This is a genomic window from Streptomyces xiamenensis (assembly GCF_000993785.3).
Lineage (GTDB): Bacteria > Actinomycetota > Actinomycetes > Streptomycetales > Streptomycetaceae > Streptomyces > Streptomyces xiamenensis.
On record NZ_CP009922.3, the window covers coordinates 3562157 to 3580711 of the forward strand.

Below are 18555 nucleotides of genomic sequence, written 5' to 3' on the forward strand. Positions count from 1 at the left end.
TCCGTTGAGTTCCGTGCTGATCGTTGTGTCGATCAATCGACGACGATCTTATGAGCCGGTACGGAACGTCAACACGGTGGTGAGGATGTCAGCCACCGGCGCGCGGGCGGGCGTTCACCTCAGCTGGTGGCGGCGGCGAACTGCGCGAGGAACGCCTCGTCGAAGGCCGGCAGGTCACCGGGCTTGCGGCTGGTGATGAGGGTGTTGGGGCCGTTGTTGTCGATGACGACCTGTTCGTCCACCCAACTGCCGCCCGCGTTGCGGATGTCGGTCTTCAGGCTGGGCCAGGAGGTGAGGGTCCGGCCCCGCACGGCGTCGGCCTCCACCAGCGTCCACGGGGCGTGGCAGATGGCGGCGACGGGGCGGCCGGTGGCGAAGAAGCCATTGATGAACGCCAGGGCGCGGCTGCTGAGCCGCAGCGCGTCCGGATTGGCCACGCCGCCGGGCAGGACCAGGCCGTCGTAGTCGTCCACCGAGGCGTCGTCGACGGTCTCGTCGACGGCGAAGGTGTCGGCGGCGTCCAGGTGGTTGTAGGCCTGGATCCGGCCCCCGTGGGTGGAGATCAGGCGGGGTTCGCCGCCGGCGGCGAGCAGGGCGTCCCAGGGATCGGTGAGTTCGATCTGCTCCACGCCTTCTGGCGCCATGAGGAAGGCGACGCGCACGTCGGTCACATCCTTTCGGCTTGTCCGTGTTCCGTGTTCCGGGATCGTGTTCGTTTCCGTGGTTCCGGATGCGGATGGGGTACGGACGGCCGGGTGCCCCGGACACGGGCGGATTATGCGTCCGACGCCTTCGTGGTGTCGGCCGTGCCGGCCGTCTCGGACGCCGCCGGTGTGTGCACGAAGCGCAGGGTGAGGGCGAGCCGGGCGGGGCCCCGCATCATCCGGGCGAGGTTCCAGGTCATGCCGTGCGCCGCCGGGTCGATCTCCGGTTCCGCGGTGAGGGTGACGCCGTCGGGGGCGGCCTCGGTGGCGCGGGCGGTGAAGGTGAGCGGCCGGGTGACGCCGGTGACGGTCAGCTCGCCGCTGACGCGGACCTGCCCGGCGTCGCCCTCGGGCGCGATCCGCTCGGCGGCGAAGAGGATCTTCGGGTGCACCGCGACGCCGAAGAAGTCGGCGGACCGCAGATGCCGGTCGCGCCGCGCGTTGCCGGTGTCGAGCGATCCGGCGCCGACGGTGAGGGTGCCGCGCGCGGTGCCGTCCGCCAGTACGTCGGCGTGACCGGCGATCTCGCCGAAGGTGCCCGTGACGGTGATCAGCCCCCACAGTCCCTTGCGGGCGAAGTGGACGGTGGAGTGGGCGGCGTCCAGTGTCCAGCGGCCGGCCAGCAGCCCGGACGAAAGATCATCTGACATGACAATCCTCTTGCTGGTTATTAGGTAACTAGCGAGATATTAACGATGCCGGTTATCCTTCCGCAAGAGGACGGAGTTCGGCATGCGGACGGAACAGGGCGAAGGCTCCCCGGTGGATCCCCCGGCGGAGCGACCCCAGGAGGACTGCCCCGGGGCCGAGGATCGTGAACTCCTCCAGCACTGGCACGCCATGCAGAGCGGCTTCCGCCGCCTGAACGACCGGCTGCTGGCCGAGGTCGCCGCCGGTACGGGCGTCGCCGCCTCCTCGTTCCAGGTGCTGTGGCATCTGCTGGCCGCCCCTTCACGGTCCGCCCCGATGCGCGAACTGACCGAGACCCTGGGCTTCTCCACCGCCGGCACCACCAAGGTCGTGGACCGGCTCGCCCAGCAGGGACTGGTGGACCGCCGCCCCTCCCGCACCGACCGCCGGGTGGTCTACGCCGTGCTCACCGAGGAGGGCGCCGCCACCGCCACCGCCGCCGCCCGGGCCCTGGCCGGCGCGCTCCGCCGCCATCTGGTGGCACCGCTGGGCCCCGAGGGCTGCGCGGCCCTGCTGGGCGCCCTGCTCACGCTGGAGGACGCGGCAGCGGACGGACCAGCAGCATGACCGGGGCGCCGGCGAGCCGGGTGACGACGACCGTGGCCCGACCCGGGCCGCTGGGCTTGAGGCGCTTGCGCAGCTCGTCCGGATCGATCGCGGAGCCACGCTTCTTGATGGTGACCGTCCCCACCCCGCGCTCGCGCAGCAGCGCCCGCAGCCGCTTCACGTGGAACGGCAGCACCTCGTCGATCTCGTACCCGCTCGCGTACGGGGAGCCCGCCGCGTCCGGCCCGGCGCCCCCGGCCGGCTCGTCCGTCGTGATGTACGCGATGGTGGGGTCCAGCAGCCGGCCGCCGAGCCGCCGGGCCGTCTCCGCCACCAGATGGGCGCGGATCACCGCCCCGTCCGGCTCGTACAGATAGCGCCCCGGCGCCCCCGAAGGCGCCTGGCCGGTGTCGCCGGTGAGGGTGTCCCCGGCCGGCAGCAGGGTGGCGCGGCGTACGCCGGCCCCGCCGGTGCCGAACCACAGCACCGCCTCCTTGACCTCTCCGCGGTCCGAGACCCACTCCGCCTCGGCCTGCTCCGGGATCGCCTCGTGCGGGATGCCGGGGGCGATCTTCACCGCGGCGTACGGGGCGGCGGTGGCCGCCGCGATCGCCCAGGACAGCGGCGGTGAGTACGCCTCGGGGTCGAAGATCCGGCCGCGCCCGCCGCGCCGGGCCGGGTCGAGGAACACGGCGTCGTACCCCCTGGTGTCCACCTCGGTGACATCGCCGCGGCGCACCTCGATGAGTCCGTCCAGGCCCAGCGCCTCGGCGTTGGCCTCGGCCACGGCGCAGGTCAGCGGGTCGCGGTCGACGGCGAGGACCTCGATACCCTCCCGGGCCAGCGCGATCGCGTCGCCGCCGATGCCGCAGCACAGATCGGCCACCCGGCGGATGCCCAGGCCCGCCATCCGCCGGGCCCGCCAGGTCGCGACGGTGGTCCGGGTGGCCTGTTCCACGCCGTTGGGCGTGAAGTACATGCGGGCCGCGTCGGCGGCCCCGAACTTCGCCACCGCGCGCTGCCGCAGCCGGGCCTGGCCGAGCGCGGCGGACACCAGCCCGGCGGGGTGGTCGCGGCGCAGCCGGGTGGCGAGGGTCAGCTCGTCCGCCGGGTCGAAGTCCCGCAGTTCGGCCAGCAACTGCCGGCCCTCGCTGCTCAGCAGGGCGTCGAAGGTCGATCGGGCGGAGGAATCGGGTGCGGCCACGTGGGTCATTCTCCCTGGCGGGCCGGAAGGTCGTGCCGCGTGTCCCTGGCGGCCGGTGTCAGCATCCGTTCCATGAGGATTATCAGACAAGTAAGACAAAAGTCTTTTTTCTGGACCGGAGTCACCGGAACCGGTCTCGCCATACTCGGACTCACCCTCCTGTCCTGCGGCACCGCCACCACCGCCTCCTCCTCCGGCGCGGACGCCGCCGCCCCGGTCGCCGCCCTGGGCACGCCGCAGCGCGCCCAGGCCCGCACCGCCGCCGACGCGCTCGCCACCTACGCCGAGGGCCTGGTGAAGGCCGAGGCCAAGCGGCTCGCCGCCGCCAAGAGCTGGGGCCTGCGCAAGGCGCCGCTGCGCCCGCCGGCCCCGCCCGCGAAGAAGGCCGAACCCGTCACCGAGCCGGGGCACATCACCGGCGACGGCCTGCCCGCCGTCATCACCCGGGTGCCCACCGACGACAAGGTCGTCTTCCTCACCATCGACGACGGCGCCCACAAGGACCCCGGCCTGCTGGAGATGCTCCGCGAGCTCGACGTCCCCGTCAGCGCCTTCCTCTCCGACTACGTGGCCAGGGACGACTACGACTACTTCCGCGAGGCCCGGGACGACGGCTGGGGCATCCACAACCACACCGTCAACCACCGTGAGCTGCCCCGGCTCTCCGCGTCCGGGCAGCGCGAGGAGATCTGCGACCAGCAGGACACCCTGGAGGAGGAGATGGGCGAACGCCCCGTGATGTTCCGCCCGCCCTACGGCGCCTACGACCGCGAGACGCTGCGCGCGGCGGCCTCCTGCGGCGTGGAGGTGGTCCCGCTGTGGGCCGAGGAGGCATTCCCCGACCGCATCGAATGGGGCCGCCCCGACCGCGAGTTCCACCCCGGGGACATCATCCTCACCCACTTCCGCGGCAGCTCGGAATGGGCGGGCACGATGCCCGACATGATCCGCCGAGTCCTGGACACCGCCACCTCCCAGGGTTTCGCCGTCGCCCGCCTGGAGGACTATCTCTGAGCCCTCCGAGTCGGTCACGGGGAACGCCCACGGGACGCGGCAGGGGCGCGTGTTGGCACTCTGGTTGACTGAGTGCTAATCGCCGCCTACTCTCAAGACTGGCACTCTCCACCGGCGAGTGCCAGCATGCGCGACGGGCGGATCCGGCACCCGCGACGACGGGTCCTCCAGGGCGCTATCACAAGACAGCAGACCCTCAAGAGCTCTCCGAAGGGGGAGGTCGGACGTGACCGCCACCACCAGTTCCAAGGTTGCCATCAAGCCGCTCGAGGACCGCATCGTCGTCCAGCCGCTCGATGCCGAGCAGACCACGGCCTCCGGCCTGGTCATCCCGGACACCGCGAAGGAGAAGCCCCAGGAGGGCACCGTCCTCGCCGTGGGCCCGGGCCGCTTCGAGAACGGCGACCGCCTGCCGCTCGACGTCAAGGTCGGCGACATCGTGCTGTACAGCAAGTACGGCGGCACCGAGGTGAAGTACAACGGCGAGGAGTACCTGGTGCTCTCCGCCCGCGATGTGCTCGCCATCATCGAGAAGTAAGCCCCAGCGCTTCGCTTCACCCGGCCGCGCCCCGGCTCCCCCGTCATCGACAAGCCGGGAAGTAGGGGCGCGGCTGCCTTTTCGTCCGAGCTGAGCCAGCCAGCTCGCTCCGGCTTTCCAGCTTCCACACACTTTTACGAGGGATACGCACGTCATGGCGAAGATCCTGAAGTTCGACGAGGACGCCCGGCGCGCCCTCGAGCGCGGTGTCAACCAGCTCGCCGACGCGGTGAAGGTGACCATCGGCCCCAAGGGCCGCAACGTGGTCATCGACAAGAAGTTCGGCGCCCCGACCATCACCAACGACGGCGTCACCATCGCCCGTGAGGTGGAGATCGAGGACCCCTACGAGAACCTCGGCGCCCAGCTCGTGAAGGAGGTGGCGACCAAGACCAACGACATCGCGGGTGACGGCACCACCACCGCCACCGTCCTGGCCCAGGCGCTGGTCCGCGAGGGTCTGCGCAACGTCGCCGCCGGTGCCTCCCCGGCCGCCCTGAAGAAGGGCATCGACGCCGCGGTCCGCGCCATCTCCGAGGACCTGCTGGCCACCGCCCGTCCGATCGACTCCAAGGAGGACATCGCCGCCGTCGCCGCGCTGTCCGCCCAGGACAAGCAGGTCGGCGAGCTCATCGCGCAGGCGATGGACAAGGTCGGCAAGGACGGTGTCATCACCGTCGAGGAGTCCCAGACCTTCGGCCTGGAGCTGGACTTCACCGAGGGCATGGCCTTCGACAAGGGCTACCTCTCCCCGTACTTCGTCACCGACCAGGAGCGTATGGAGGCCGTCCTCGACGACCCGTACATCCTGATCCACCAGGGCAAGATCTCCTCCATCCAGGACCTGCTCCCGCTGCTGGAGAAGATCATGCAGGCCGGCGGGGCCTCCAAGCCGCTGCTGATCATCGCCGAGGACGTGGAGGGCGAGGCGCTCTCCACCCTCGTCGTCAACAAGATCCGCGGCACCTTCAACGCGGTCGCCGTCAAGGCGCCCGGCTTCGGTGACCGCCGCAAGGCCATGCTCGGTGACATCGCGACCCTCACCAACGCGACCGTGATCTCCGAGGAGGTCGGCCTCAAGCTGGAGCAGGCCGGGCTCGACGTGCTCGGCACCGCCCGCCGGGTCACCATCACCAAGGACGACACCACCATCGTGGACGGCGCCGGCGACACCGCCGACGTCACCGGCCGCGTCAACCAGATCAAGGCCGAGATCGAGTCCACCGACTCCGACTGGGACCGCGAGAAGCTCCAGGAGCGCCTCGCCAAGCTGGCCGGCGGCGTGTGCGTGATCCGCGTCGGTGCCGCCACCGAGGTGGAGCTCAAGGAGAAGAAGCACCGTCTGGAGGACGCCATCTCCGCGACCCGCGCCGCGGTCGAGGAGGGCATCGTCCCCGGTGGTGGCGCCTCGCTGGTGCACGCCGCCAAGGTGCTGGAAGGCGGCCTGGGCAAGGAGGGCGACGAGGCCACCGGTGTCGCCGTCGTCCGCCGCGCCGTCGTCGAGCCGCTGCGCTGGATCGCCGAGAACGCCGGCCTGGAGGGCTATGTCATCACCTCCAAGGTCGCCGACCTGGACAAGGGTGAGGGCTTCAACGCCGCCACCGGCGAGTACGGCGACCTGGTGAAGGCCGGCGTCATCGACCCCGTCAAGGTCACCCGCTCCGCGCTGGAGAACGCCGCCTCCATCGCCTCCCTGCTGCTCACCACCGAGACCCTCGTGGTGGAGAAGAAGGAAGAGGAGCCGGAGGCCGCCGGCGGTCACGGCCACAGCCACTGACACCGGTACCAGTGCGTACGGAAGGCCCCCGGCTCGCCCGTTTCCCGGGCGGGGTGGGGGCCTTCTCCCGTGACAGCGGCGGCGCGCCCGATACGGCTCGCCAGGTTTCGACCGGCCAGGCCGCGACCGGCTAGGTCTCGACCAGGCCGAGCTGGCTCATCACACCGAGCTGGTCCCAGTTCCACCAGCCCTCGGCGATCTTCCCGTCCGCGAAACGGAAAGTGGTGTGGCCGGTGATGGTCAGCGCCCGGCCCGTGGGTTCGAGCCCCAGGTACTCACCGGAGTGGGTGCCTGTCACCGTCCACCGGGTCGTCACCAGATCCCCTTCCGCGATCTGGTCCTCGATGACGATCACCGGTTCGAAGGCGCTCATGTACATGCCCACCTGCTCCTTGAACTCCCGCAGCCCGTGGGGATCGGCCGGATTGCCCGGGTCGTGGTCGGCGTAGTCCGGGCTCATGAACCCGTCCGCCGCCTCCAGCTCCCGGTCATTGATCACGGTCTCGAAGAAGGCGCGTACCGCTCGCTTGTTGAGCTGCTCGTCGCGGACGACGTCCAGGTCGGTGAAGCGCGGGACGTCGTCGCACAGTTCCATCATCTCCTTGAATATCCGGTCGGTCTCCGGGAGCTTCGAATTCCTCATCGCCTCCTCGTACGAGGGAAACTCCACGATCTCCACGACGTGAGTGGAATCCGACCGGTCCTTGCCGACGATCGAGTGAGTGGCCGTTCGCTTCCCGCGGGTCGCCTCGGTCCAGCGATCCATCAGGCGGTTCATCTCACCGACCCGTGTGGTTTTGAGATCAATTACCTGCACGAATGTCATGGGTGGATTCCCTCGGGAGAGTGCATTCACTTCACACTGCCAGCGTAAAACCGGGAGGATGGTCATTTCCTCCTACGCCCCGGGGGTATCCGGGCCCTCCCGCCGCGGCCCGTACTTCCGCCCCGCCCGGCCCGTGATCCCGCCCAGCGCCCCGCGCGGCACCAGCTTGGCCGCGCCCATCAGGGCCTTGTAGCGGGGATCGGGGATCGAGACCGTGCGACCCCGGGCCAGGTCCCGCAGCCCCGCGTCCACCACCTTGTCGGCGTCCAGCCACATCCACTCCGGAATGGCCTTCGTGCCCATCCGCGCCCGCTGGTGGAACTCGGTGCGCACGAACCCCGGGCACAGCGCCATCAGCCGCACCCCGCTGCCCGCCATGTCCCGGGCCGCGCCCTGGGTGAACTGGACGACCCACGCCTTGGACGCCCCGTACGTGCCGCGCGGCACGAACGCCGCCACCGACGCCACGTTCACCACCCCGCCGCGCCGCCGCAGCCGCATGGTGGTGACGGCCGCCGTCGTCAGCCGCAGCACCGCCTCGCAGTGCACCTTCAGCATCCGCAGCTCGTCCGCCATGGGGACCTCCGGATAGACCCCCTTGAGGCCGAAGCCGGCGTTGTTGACCAGCAGGTCCACAGGGTGGCGGCGGTCGCCCAGCCGTTCCTCGACCGCCTCGATCCCCTCGTCCTCGGCCAGGTCGGCGACCAGCACGGCCGCCTCGATCCCGTGCAGATCGTGCAGCTCCGCCGCCGTGCTCCGCAGCCGTTGCGCGTCCCGTGCCACCAGCACCAGATTGTGGCCGTCGCGCGCCAGTCGCCGTGCGAAGGCGGCCCCGATCCCGGCGGTGGCTCCCGTCACCAATGCAGTTGTCATAAGCGGAGACGGTAGTCGGTCGCCTCCGCTCAGTCCCGGCGGGTTGGCGTGCTCGCGTCGACGAGACCTCTGCGGGCCCGCCCCATCAGCTCCTCGCGCTCGTCCTCGGTCAGTCCGCCCCACACGCCGTACGGCTCGCGGACGGCCAGCGCGTGCGCGGCGCACTCCGAGCGCACCGGGCAGCGCATGCACACCTCCTTGGCCTGCGTCTCGCGGGCGCTGCGGGCGGCACCGCGCTCGCCCTCGGGGTGGAAGAAGAGGGAACTGTCCACGCCCCGGCAGGCGGCGAGCAGCTGCCAGTCCCACAGGTCGGCGTTCGGGCCCGGGAGGCGGGAGAAATCTGCCATGAGAGTGTCCCATCGGATACGAGCTGTCGTGCTGGCCTGGCTCGGTCAGTCCACATCCGCCGCCGTCGGGCAGATGTAAATATGACTACCAGCCGAATATATCCGGAAACCTCTCAAAATGAACAAGCGCGTCTAAATAGGGCAAAAACGAATGTTCGGCGTGTTGGATGGAAGCACCTATCGCGTGACGGAAGCGTCACGTAGAGTGCTGAAGGCTGTGGGGTTGATAGCCCAACGACGATCGAAGGTGAAGTGCGGAAGCCGTAACTCTTTCGGGTGACCGTCGTTGAGAGGGCGGAGGCGGTTGACGGAAGAGACCACCGCCCGGACCAGGGTCCGGGGCTGTCAATCGCACAGGTGACGACACACAACAGCCTGGAGGCTCAACGTGATGCGCATCAGCTGCGGAGGCCGGCCATGACGTCCGTTCTTGTCTGCGACGACTCCCCGCTCGCCCGGGAAGCCCTGCGCCGCGCGGTCGCCACCGTGCCCGGCGTGGAGCGGGTCACCACGGCGGCCAACGGCGAGGAAGTCCTCCGCCGCTGGGGTGCCGACCGCTCCGATCTCATCCTGATGGATGTCCGGATGCCCGGACTCGGGGGGGTGGAGACCGTACGGCGGCTGCTGTCGGCCGACCCGGGCGCCCGCATCATCATGCTCACCGTGGCCGAGGACCTCGACGGCGTGGCCCTCGCCGTCGCCGCCGGAGCCCGCGGCTATCTGCACAAGGACGCCTCGCGCGCCGAACTGCGGGCCACCGTCACCCAGGCGCTGGCCGACCCGACCTGGCGGCTGGCCCCGCGCCGGCTGCGCTCCTCCGACATGGGAGCCGCCCCCACCCTTACCGCCCGGGAGATCCAGGTGCTGGAGGGAATGAGCCACGGACGGTCCAACGCCGAGATCGGGCGTGAGCTTTTTCTCTCCGAGGACACGGTCAAAACCCACGCCCGCCGACTGTTCAAAAAGCTCGGCGCTTCCGACCGCGCACATGCTGTGGCCTTGGGTTTCCGCTGGGGCCTGGTCCGCTGAGCCGGCCGGGCCACGAGAACCGGACGGGGAGGGGCGGCCCGAGTCTGTCGCCCCGTCCGGCACGGAGCGGGCCTGAAACTTTTCCCGGTGCCGCATGCTTGAGGCATGACGCTCCTTGGGGACGAGCCGGCCACGCGCGAGGGGAGGGCCCGGGACATGACGGGCAGCGGCACTCCCGCTCCGAACACTTCGAACGCTCCGAAGACAACTCCGCGCACTTCACATAACGCTTCGGTGCACAACTCCGCACACGGTGCACCGGACCGTGGTGCGACGGTGCACCATGGACCGATGCGCGATGACGAGACCACGGCGATCGGCGCCCTCGTCCATCGGGCCGCCGAGGGCGATGCCCAGGCGACTCATGACCTGCTGGCCCATGTGCACCCACTCGCGGTGCGCTACTGCCGCACCCGGCTGGCCCGGCTGCCCGGCGAGGCCAGACACTTCGTCGACGATCTGGCACAGGAAGTGTGCCTGGCGGTGCTCTACGCACTGCCCCGCTACCGCGACACCGGACGGCCCTTCGACGCCTTCGTGGTGGCCATCGCCCAGCACAAGGTCGCCGACCTCCAGCGGGCGGCGATGCGCGGGCCCGGATCCACCGTCCTGCCCTCCGACGAGATGCCCGAACGGGCGGACGACTCGCTGGGGCCCGAGGAGCGGGCGCTGCTGAGCAGCGACGCCGAGTGGGCCAGAAAGCTGCTGGCGAACCTCCCCGATCATCTGCGCGAGCTGGTGCTGCTGCGGGTCGCGATCGGACTGACCGCCGAGGAGACCGGGCAGAAGCTGGGCATGTCACCCGGCGCCGTACGGGTGGCACAGCACCGTGCGCTCAGCCGGCTGCGGGCGCTCGCGGGGCGGTGAGCGCACCGGCCTGCCGTCCGCCGGCCGTCCCGTCCGGATCCCCGGACGTCACCAGGATCACGTCCGGGGGATAAGCGGGCGGTAAGAGGACACCGCCGGTTCCGCTTAGCATGGACAGCCAGGCTGGGCAAGGGTGCGTAGGCCGGATGGATGCGTGCGTGATCGAGCAGCGCGTGAGCCGCGAGCGTGGAGAGGGCAGACATGAGTGATCACACCGAGGGAATCCCGGACAAGTTCGCCGCGCTCGGCCTGACCTTCGACGATGTGCTGCTGCTGCCGGGCGCCGCCGACATGGCCCCCGGCGACATCGACACCTCGTCGCTGATCTCGCGCAACGTACGGGTGAACGTCCCGCTGCTGTCGGCGGCCATGGACAAGGTCACCGAGGCGCGGATGGCCATCGCCATGGCGCGGCAGGGCGGGGCCGGCGTGCTGCACCGCAACCTGTCCATCGAGGAGCAGGCCGCCCAGGTGGACCGGGTGAAGCGCTCCGAGTCGGGCATGGTCACCGACCCGATCACCATCCGTCCCGACGCGTCGCTGCGCGAGGCCGACGAGCTGTGCGGCCGGTTCCGGATCAGCGGTGTGCCGGTCACGGACGGCGCCGGGAAGCTGCTGGGCATCGTCACCAACCGCGACATGGCGTTCGAGTCGGACCGCAGCCGGCAGGTGCGCGAGGTCATGACGCCGATGCCGCTGGTCACCGGCCAGGTCGGGATCTCCGGCGAGCAGGCCATGGAGCTGCTGCGCCGGCACAAGATCGAGAAGCTGCCGCTGGTGGACGCGGACGGCCGCCTCGGCGGGCTGATCACCGTCAAGGACTTCGTGAAGGCCGAGAAGTACCCGAACGCCGCCAAGGACGCCGAGGGCCGCCTCATCGTCGGCGCGGCCGTCGGAGTCGCCGGGGACGCGTACGAGCGGGCCCAGGCGCTGATCGAGGCCGGCGTGGACTTCGTGGTCGTGGACACGGCGCACGGGCACTCCCGGCTGGTCCCCGAGATGGCCGCCAAGATCAAGTCGAACTACGACCGGGTCGACGTGGTGGCCGGCAACGTGGCCACCCGGGACGGCGCGCAGGCGCTCGTGGACGCCGGGGTCGACGGCATCAAGGTCGGCGTCGGACCCGGCTCGATCTGCACCACCCGCGTGGTGGCCGGCATCGGCGTGCCGCAGGTGACGGCGATCTACGAGGCCGCGCTGGCGGCGCGCGAGGCCGGCATCCCGGTGATCGGCGACGGTGGCCTCCAGTACAGCGGCGACATCGCCAAGGCGCTGGTGGCCGGCGCGGACACGGTGATGCTCGGCAGTCTGCTGGCGGGCTGCGAGGAGTCGCCGGGCGAGCTCCAGTTCATCAACGGCAAGCAGTTCAAGTCGTACCGGGGCATGGGTTCGCTGGGCGCGATGCAGACGCGCGGCGAGAAGCGCTCGTACTCCAAGGACCGGTACTTCCAGGAGTCGGTCGGCGACGACGACAAGCTGATCCCCGAGGGCATCGAGGGCCAGGTGCCCTACCGCGGTCCGCTGGCCTCCGTGGTGCACCAGCTGGTGGGCGGGCTGCACCAGTCGATGTACTACCTGGGCGGCCGTACCGTCCCGGACATCAAGGAGCGCGGCCGGTTCGTCCGGATCACCGCGGCCGGGCTCAAGGAGAGCCACCCGCACGACATCCAGATGACGACCGAGGCCCCGAACTACTCGCGGCGCTGAGCCCGGGGAATACTGGGACGTCTGCCGGCGAAAGCACAGGGAAAGGCTCATCAGGTGACGGAGATCGAGATCGGGCGCGGCAAGCGCGGGCGGCGGGCGTACGCGTTCGACGACATCGCGGTGGTGCCCAGCCGGCGTACCCGGGACCCCAAGGAGGTCTCGATCGCCTGGCAGATCGATGCCTACCGCTTCGAACTGCCCTTCCTGGCCGCGCCGATGGACTCCGTCGTCTCGCCGGCCACCGCCATCCGCATCGGTGAGATGGGCGGTCTCGGGGTGCTCAACCTCGAAGGTCTGTGGACCCGTTACGAGGACCCCGAGCCGCTGCTCGCGGAGATCGCCGAGCTCTCCGAGGACGGCGCCAACAAGCGGCTTCAGGAGATCTACGAGGCGCCGATCCGCGAGGAGCTGATCGGGCAGCGCATCAAGGAGGTCCGGGACGCGGGGGTCGTCACGGCCGCCGCGCTCTCGCCGCAGCGCACCGCGCAGTTCTCCAAGGCGGTCGTGGACGCGGGCGTGGACCTGTTCGTGATCCGCGGTACGACGGTCTCGGCCGAGCATGTGTCGGGGGCGGCGGAGCCGCTGAACCTCAAGCAGTTCATCTACGAGCTGGACGTGCCGGTGATCGTCGGCGGCTGCGCCACCTACACGGCGGCGCTGCACCTGATGCGGACCGGGGCCGCCGGTGTGCTGGTCGGCTTCGGCGGCGGCGCGGCGCACACCACGCGCAACGTGCTGGGCATCCAGGTGCCGATGGCGACGGCCGTGGCCGATGTGGCGGCGGCGCGGCGCGACTACATGGACGAGTCGGGCGGCCGGTACGTGCATGTGATCGCGGACGGCGGCGTCGGCTGGTCCGGCGACCTGCCGAAGGCGATCGCGTGCGGCGCCGACGCGGTGATGATGGGCTCCCCGCTGGCGCGGGCCACCGACGCGCCGGGGCGCGGGAACCACTGGGGCATGGAGGCGGTGCACGAGGACGTGCCGCGCGGCAAGAAGGTGCGGCTGGGCACGGTGGGCAGCACCGCCGAGATCCTCACCGGCCCGTCCCACATCCCCGACGGCTCGATGAACTTCTTCGGCGCGCTGCGGCGGGCGATGGCGACGACCGGGTACTCCGAGCTCAAGGAGTTCCAGCGCGTGGAGGTCACGGTCGCCGACTCGCGTTAACGCGATGGAGTGATCATTTCCCTCAACTGGCGGTATGGCGCGCGGACGCCCGCATGATGGTGCCGGGGCACCCATGCGGGCGCAGCGTGTCACCAGAGAGGGAAGGGGCGGAAAGTGACGATGATCGCCGAACGCGCCATCGATTCTGCCGATGATTCTGTGACCGAGCCCGTGAAGAAGCCACGAATGGACCCCGTCGATCTGCTGGATCTGGTCGGGGAGGTCACGTCCAGCAACCATGAGACCGACACCGGCCCCAAGTACCGCACGTACGCCGCGGCGGGTGTTCCTGTGCATGTGCTGATTCACCGGGACGAGAAGAAGGCGTTCGCCTGCTCGGACCCGAAGCCGGGGGACGCATCGGCCAAGGCACGTTATGCCACCAAGGTCGAGGTGGATCTGGGGCGTTCGCTCCCGCTGCCCGAGCCCTATCCGGCGCTGGACACCTCGGTCTTTCTCGCCGGGTAGGGCCCGGTCCGGGTACGGACCGGGCCCCCGTGTCATGCGCGGGGCTGGTGGCGCCAGGGGCCGGTGATGGCCAGCAGGATGCCGGGCTCCTGGATGCTGGCGTACAGCGTCCGGCGGTCCGTGGAGAAGACCGGGCCGGTGAACTCGCTGTACTCGGGCGCCTCGACCGTGCCGATGTTGAGTTCGTTGCGGGCCAGTTCGTAGGTGCGGCCGCCGTCGGTGGCGCCGAAGAGATGCTGGAGGCCGTCGCCGTCCTCGGCGATGATCAGGCCGCCGTAGGGGGAGACGGTGATGTTGTCCGGGCCGTCGAAGGTGTCCTCGGCGCCCAGGATCACCTTGAGGGTCATGGTGCGGCGCCGGGGGTTGTAGAACCACACCTGTCCGTCGTGCGGGGCGCCGGGGCTCTGGCCGTCGCGGGCGTAGGAGCACACGAAGTAGGCACCGCCGTCGCCCCACCACATGCCTTCGAGCTTCTGGCCCCGGGTGACCGCCCCCGCCCGGAACTGCTCGCGGAGGGGCGCCTCGCGGGCGTCGCGGTCGGGGACCGTCGCCCAGTCGACGCCGTACACGGTGCCGGTCACGGTCGCGCGGGACAGGTCGTCCACGTACCGGCCGCCCGAGTCGAAGCAGCGGGCGGCCTGGAGCGTGCCGGCCTCTTCGGCGAGGGTGCGCAGGGTGCCGCGGCCGGGGCGGAAGCCGTGCGGCGGGACCCAGCGGTAGAACAGGCCGTTGGGGTTCTTGTCGTCCTCGGTGAGGTAGAAGTAGCCCTGTTTGGGGTCGACGACGACGGCCTCGTGGTCGAAGCGGCCCAGGGCCTTGACGGGGCGCGGGTCGCGGCAGGCGGTGCGGTCGTACGGGTCGACCTCGAAGACGTAGCCGTGGTCCCGGGTCATGCCGTTCTCGCCGGCGCGGTCGGAGTTCTCCTCGCAGGTCAGCCAGGTTCCCCAGGGGGTGGTGCCGCCGGCGCAGTTGGTGGAGGTACCGGCGATGGCGACCCATTCGGCGACGTACTCGCCGCCGTGGCTGATCTCGACGACCGTGCAGCCGCCGGCGGCGGCCGGGTCGTACACCAGGCCCTCGGTGAGCGGCACGGGGTGTTCCCACTCGGCGCGCGGGCCCTTGAGTTCGTGGTTGACGACGAGCAGGTCGCTGCGGCGCGGGCCCTCGAAGGCGCCGGTGGCGTCGTGGTTCGAGGGGGTGGGTTCGCCGGAGTCCAGGGTGGTGCGGCCGGCGTGGGTGATGATCCGGTAGGAGAAGCCCTCGGGGAGGGCGAGGATGCCGTCCGGGTCGGGGATCAGCGGGCCGTAGCCCAGGCCCTGGCGGCCGGGGGCGGCGATCGCGCCGGGCGCGGTGGTCAGGACGCCGACGCTGCCGGCGAGGGCGACGCCGGCGCCGGTGACGGCGGAGTGCTGGACGAAGTCTCTGCGGCTGAGGGGCATGACCTCACGATGGCGGCGCGGGGCGAACGGCCGTTGAACGGTACGGGGCCGTCCGGCGTCGGTCACGGCCGGCCGGTCGGCGGGCGCACCGGGTCACAGCCGGTATGCCGCTCCCGCCGGGGTGGCGCCGCGGGTGTCGAGCAGCAGCTGGGCCTTGGCGGCCAGGCCCTGGAGGTCGTAGACGGAGTGGTGCTGGAGCAGCAGGGTCAGATCGGCGCCGGCGGCGGCCTCGTAGAGGGAGTCGGCGCGCGGGACGGGCTGTCCGCCGACCCGCCACTGGGTGACGTACGGGTCGTGGAAGCTGAGCCGGCCGCCGAGTTCGGTGAGATTCCGGGCGATCTCGCGGGCGGGGGCGCCCTGCTGGTCGGGGAGGTCGGGCTTGTAGGTGACGCCCAGGAGCAGCAGGCGGGCGCCGCGTACGGACTTGCCGTACTCGTTGAGGAGGGTGGCGGCGCGCTGGGTGACGTAGCCCGGCATGCGGGCGTTGACCTCCTGCGCGAGTTCGACCATCCGCAGCCGTCCCGGGGCGACGTCGATGGGTGGGGTGTGGCCGCCGACGCCGGGGCCGGGCCGGAAGGAGCGGAAGCCGAAGGGTTTGGTCTCGGCGCAGCGCACGACGTCCCACAGGTCGACGCCGAGTTCGTGGCAGAGCACGGCCATCTCGTTGACCAGGGCGATGTTGACGTGCCGGTAGTTGGTTTCCAGGACCTTGACGGTTTCGGCCTCCTTGACGCCCTTGGCGCGGACCACCTTGTCGGTGAGCCGTCCGTAGAAGGCGGCGGCGGCCTCGGTGCAGGCGGGGGTGAGGCCGCCGATGACGCGGGGGGTGCCGGAGTAGTCGTGGCTGCGGTTGCCGGGGTCCAGGCGCCCGGGGGCGTGGGCGAGGTGGAAGTCGCGGCCGGCGCGCAGTCCTGATCCCGCTTCGAGCGCGGGGGCGAGGAGGTCCTCGGTGGTGCCGGGCGGCACGGTGGATTCCAGGACGACGAGGGTGCGCGGGCGCAGCCGGGGGGCGAGGGTGCGGGCGGCGTCGAGGACGCCGGTGAGGTCGAGGCTGCGGCGGTCGGCGGCGGGCGGGGTGGGGGCGCAGATCAGCGCGGTGCGGACCCGGGCGAGGACGGTGGGGTCGCTCGTGGCCTGGAACCCGGCGGCGAGCATGCGGCGCAGGTCGGCGGCGGCGAGGGTGCTGTCGGCCGGCGGGCGGCCCGCGTTGAGTTCGGTGGTGGTGTGCTGGTCATCGGTGTAGCCGACGGTGCCGACGCCGATGGCGGAGGCGGCCTGGGCGGCGGGCAGACCCAGATGGCCCAGTCCCAGGACGGCGAGGTCTGCGGGCATGTGCGGCGGGTTCCCTTCTCCCCTGTGCGTACGAGCGCACATATATGACATATATAGCGGATTGTCAGTCTGGCGTGGTTCGTGCCGCGCGGGGGTGGCGGAAATGGGAGAGCATCGACAAACGGGACGGATCACCGGTCGCGGCGGCCGGGGGAGGGGACCGCTGACGGAGCACGGCGAACGCCCGGGCGGCGGGGGCGGACGGCGGACGAGAAACGGACGACCTAGGAGGCGGCACGGTGAAGACAGCGACCCTGGGGCCCGGCCAGCGGGCCGAGGCACTCGCCCGGATGGCGGAACGCGAACTGGACATCCTGGTGGTGGGTGGCGGCGTGGTCGGCGCCGGCACCGCCCTGGACGCCGTGACCCGCGGGCTCGCCACCGGCATCGTCGAGGCCAGGGACTGGGCGTCCGGCACCTCCTCCCGCTCCAGCAAGCTCATCCACGGCGGCCTGCGCTACCTGGAGATGCTGGACTTCGCGCTGGTGCGCGAGGCACTCAAGGAACGCGGGCTGCTGCTCGGCCGGATCGCCCCGCACCTGGTGAAGCCGGTGCCGTTCCTGTACCCGCTGCAGCACCGCGGCTGGGAGCGGCTGTACGCCGGCAGCGGCGTCGCCCTGTACGACACCATGGCCCTGTCCTCGGGTCACGCCCGCGGCCTGCCGCACCACCGGCACCTCACCCGGCGGCACGCGCTGCGGGTGGCGCCCTGCCTCAGGAAGGACGCCCTCGTCGGGGCCCTCCAGTACTACGACGCCCAGATGGACGACGCGCGGTACGTCGCCACCTTGGTCCGTACCGCCGCCTCGTACGGGGCGCTGGCCGCCAACCGGACGCGGGTGACCGAGTTCCTGCGCGAGGGCGAACGCGTGGTCGGCGTGAAGGTGCTCGACCTGGAGGGCGACGAGGCGTACGAGGTGCGCGCCAAACAGGTCGTCAACGCCACCGGGGTGTGGACCGACGACACCCAGGGGATGATCGCCGAACGCGGACAGTTCCACGTCACCGCCTCCAAGGGCGTCCATCTGGTGGTGCCCAAGGACCGCATCCAGTCCTCCACTGGGCTGATCCTGCGCACCGAGAAGAGCGTGCTGTTCGTCATCCCGTGGGGACGCCACTGGATCGTGGGCACCACGGACACCCCCTGGGACCTGGACAAGGCACACCCGGCGGCCTCCAGCGCCGACATCGACTACGTGCTCGAACACGTCAACTCGGTGCTGGCGGTACCGCTGACGAGGGACGACGTCCAGGGCGTGTACGCCGGGCTGCGGCCCCTGCTGGCGGGCGAGTCGGACGCCACCAGCCAGCTGTCGCGCGAACACACCGTGGCCCACCCCGTACCGGGCCTGGTGGTCGTGGCGGGCGGCAAGTACACGACGTACCGGGTGATGGCCAAGGACGCCGTGGACGCGGCCGTGCACGGTCTCGACCAGCGGGTCGCCGCCTGCTGCACCGAGCAGGTCCAGCTCACCGGCGCCGAGGGCTACCACGCGCTGTGGAACTCCCGGGCCAGGATCGCGGCGCGCACCGGGCTGCACCACACCCGGGTGGAGCACCTGCTCAACCGCTACGGCTCCATGACCGAGGAGATCCTGGAGCTGATCGACGCCGACCCCTCGCTCGGCGAGCCGCTGCCGGCCGCCGACGACTACCTCAAGGCCGAGATCGTCTATGCCTGTTCGCACGAGCAGGCCCGGCACCTGGAGGACGTGCTCACCCGGCGCACCCGGATCTCGATCGAGACGTTCGACCGGGGGACGCGCAGCGCGCGCGAGTGCGCCGAGCTGATGGCCGGCGTCCTGGGCTGGGACCAGCAGCAGATCGGGCGCGAGGTCGAGCACTACGAGAAGCGGGTGGAGGCGGAGCGCGAGTCGCAGCTCCAGCCCGACGACCAGACGGCGGACGCGGCCCGGCTGGGGGCGCCCGACACCGTACCGCTGTAGGGCCCCGGGCGTACGGCCGGCGGGCGTACCGCCGGCCACCGGGGTGATCCGTGGCCCGCCGAGTGGCCCCCGGCCGTC

Annotated in this window: 18 protein-coding genes; 10 read left to right on the plus strand and 8 right to left on the minus strand. The window is 71.0% G+C overall.

Annotated features, from left to right (window positions below):
- Nucleotides 1-119: 119 nt before the first annotated feature.
- Entirely contained in the window at nucleotides 120-662 is a 543-nt protein-coding gene (locus tag SXIM_RS16440) for a type 1 glutamine amidotransferase domain-containing protein (protein WP_030729164.1), read from the minus strand.
- 113 nt (nucleotides 663-775) lie between these two features.
- Complete coding sequence (locus tag SXIM_RS16445) at nucleotides 776-1354, minus strand: YceI family protein (RefSeq protein ID WP_046724528.1); 579 nt, start codon at nucleotides 1352-1354, stop codon at nucleotides 776-778.
- Nucleotides 1355-1436: 82 nt separating this feature from the next.
- Here SXIM_RS16445 and SXIM_RS16450 point away from each other — a divergent pair, with 82 nt between their 5' ends.
- Nucleotides 1437-1961 carry a MarR family winged helix-turn-helix transcriptional regulator gene (locus SXIM_RS16450; RefSeq protein ID WP_078635348.1) on the plus strand — a complete coding sequence of 175 codons (525 nt, stop codon included), beginning with the start codon at nucleotides 1437-1439 and terminating at the stop codon, nucleotides 1959-1961.
- On the opposite strand, the gene SXIM_RS16455 is transcribed toward SXIM_RS16450, so the two are convergent.
- The gene (locus SXIM_RS16455; protein ID WP_046724530.1) at nucleotides 1921-3153 is read right to left on the minus strand and encodes a THUMP-like domain-containing protein; all 1233 of its coding nucleotides are present in this window, start codon (nucleotides 3151-3153) and stop codon (nucleotides 1921-1923) included. The genes SXIM_RS16450 and SXIM_RS16455 overlap by 41 nt on opposite strands.
- A 63-nt stretch (nucleotides 3154-3216) precedes the next feature.
- Here SXIM_RS16455 and SXIM_RS16460 point away from each other — a divergent pair, with 63 nt between their 5' ends.
- From SXIM_RS16460 to groL, 3 genes are all read left to right on the plus strand, one after another.
- Nucleotides 3217-4158: a polysaccharide deacetylase family protein gene (locus SXIM_RS16460; protein WP_078847095.1), complete on the plus strand. Its 942-nt coding sequence runs from the start codon at nucleotides 3217-3219 to the stop codon at nucleotides 4156-4158.
- A gap of 226 nt (nucleotides 4159-4384) precedes the next feature.
- Entirely contained in the window at nucleotides 4385-4696 is a 312-nt protein-coding gene (groES, locus tag SXIM_RS16465) for a co-chaperone GroES (RefSeq protein ID WP_019431600.1), read from the plus strand.
- A gap of 154 nt (nucleotides 4697-4850) precedes the next feature.
- Nucleotides 4851-6473: a chaperonin GroEL gene (gene groL, locus SXIM_RS16470; protein WP_030729150.1), complete on the plus strand. Its 1623-nt coding sequence runs from the start codon at nucleotides 4851-4853 to the stop codon at nucleotides 6471-6473.
- A gap of 130 nt (nucleotides 6474-6603) precedes the next feature.
- On the opposite strand, the gene SXIM_RS16475 is transcribed toward groL, so the two are convergent.
- The 3 genes from SXIM_RS16475 to SXIM_RS16485 form a co-directional block, all read right to left on the minus strand.
- Nucleotides 6604-7299 carry an ester cyclase gene (locus tag SXIM_RS16475; RefSeq protein WP_030729149.1) on the minus strand — a complete coding sequence of 232 codons (696 nt, stop codon included), beginning with the start codon at nucleotides 7297-7299 and terminating at the stop codon, nucleotides 6604-6606.
- 72 nt (nucleotides 7300-7371) lie between these two features.
- Complete coding sequence (locus SXIM_RS16480; protein ID WP_030729147.1) at nucleotides 7372-8172, minus strand: SDR family NAD(P)-dependent oxidoreductase; 801 nt, start codon at nucleotides 8170-8172, stop codon at nucleotides 7372-7374.
- Nucleotides 8173-8201: 29 nt separating this feature from the next.
- Nucleotides 8202-8519, minus strand: coding sequence for a WhiB family transcriptional regulator (locus SXIM_RS16485; RefSeq protein WP_030729142.1), 318 nt, complete (start codon nucleotides 8517-8519; stop codon nucleotides 8202-8204).
- A 417-nt stretch (nucleotides 8520-8936) separates the two neighbouring features.
- Between SXIM_RS16485 and SXIM_RS16490 the strand changes: the two genes are divergently transcribed.
- From SXIM_RS16490 to SXIM_RS16510, 5 genes are all read left to right on the plus strand, one after another.
- Complete coding sequence (locus SXIM_RS16490; protein WP_019431595.1) at nucleotides 8937-9548, plus strand: response regulator transcription factor; 612 nt, start codon at nucleotides 8937-8939, stop codon at nucleotides 9546-9548.
- A gap of 291 nt (nucleotides 9549-9839) precedes the next feature.
- Nucleotides 9840-10415 carry an RNA polymerase sigma factor ShbA gene (shbA, locus tag SXIM_RS16495; protein WP_019431594.1) on the plus strand — a complete coding sequence of 192 codons (576 nt, stop codon included), beginning with the start codon at nucleotides 9840-9842 and terminating at the stop codon, nucleotides 10413-10415.
- Nucleotides 10416-10616: 201 nt separating this feature from the next.
- On the plus strand, nucleotides 10617-12122 hold the full coding sequence (gene guaB / locus SXIM_RS16500) for an IMP dehydrogenase (protein ID WP_046724532.1): 1506 nt from the start codon (nucleotides 10617-10619) through the stop codon (nucleotides 12120-12122).
- A gap of 54 nt (nucleotides 12123-12176) precedes the next feature.
- Nucleotides 12177-13292 carry a GuaB3 family IMP dehydrogenase-related protein gene (locus tag SXIM_RS16505; protein WP_030729134.1) on the plus strand — a complete coding sequence of 372 codons (1116 nt, stop codon included), beginning with the start codon at nucleotides 12177-12179 and terminating at the stop codon, nucleotides 13290-13292.
- A 120-nt stretch (nucleotides 13293-13412) separates the two neighbouring features.
- The gene (locus SXIM_RS16510; RefSeq protein ID WP_030729130.1) at nucleotides 13413-13760 is read left to right on the plus strand and encodes a Uma2 family endonuclease; all 348 of its coding nucleotides are present in this window, start codon (nucleotides 13413-13415) and stop codon (nucleotides 13758-13760) included.
- A 32-nt stretch (nucleotides 13761-13792) separates the two neighbouring features.
- Here SXIM_RS16510 and SXIM_RS16515 read toward each other — a convergent pair whose 3' ends face one another.
- Nucleotides 13793-15199 (minus strand): alkaline phosphatase PhoX, encoded by a 1407-nt coding sequence (locus SXIM_RS16515; RefSeq protein ID WP_030729128.1) that lies wholly within the window; start codon nucleotides 15197-15199, stop codon nucleotides 13793-13795.
- Between the two features lie 93 nt (nucleotides 15200-15292).
- Nucleotides 15293-16531, minus strand: coding sequence for a nucleotide sugar dehydrogenase (locus tag SXIM_RS16520; RefSeq protein WP_030729125.1), 1239 nt, complete (start codon nucleotides 16529-16531; stop codon nucleotides 15293-15295).
- A 239-nt stretch (nucleotides 16532-16770) separates the two neighbouring features.
- Here SXIM_RS16520 and SXIM_RS16525 point away from each other — a divergent pair, with 239 nt between their 5' ends.
- A complete protein-coding gene (locus SXIM_RS16525; RefSeq protein WP_046724533.1) occupies nucleotides 16771-18477 on the plus strand; it encodes a glycerol-3-phosphate dehydrogenase/oxidase in 1707 nt (568 codons plus the stop codon).
- Nucleotides 18478-18555 lie beyond the last annotated feature (78 nt).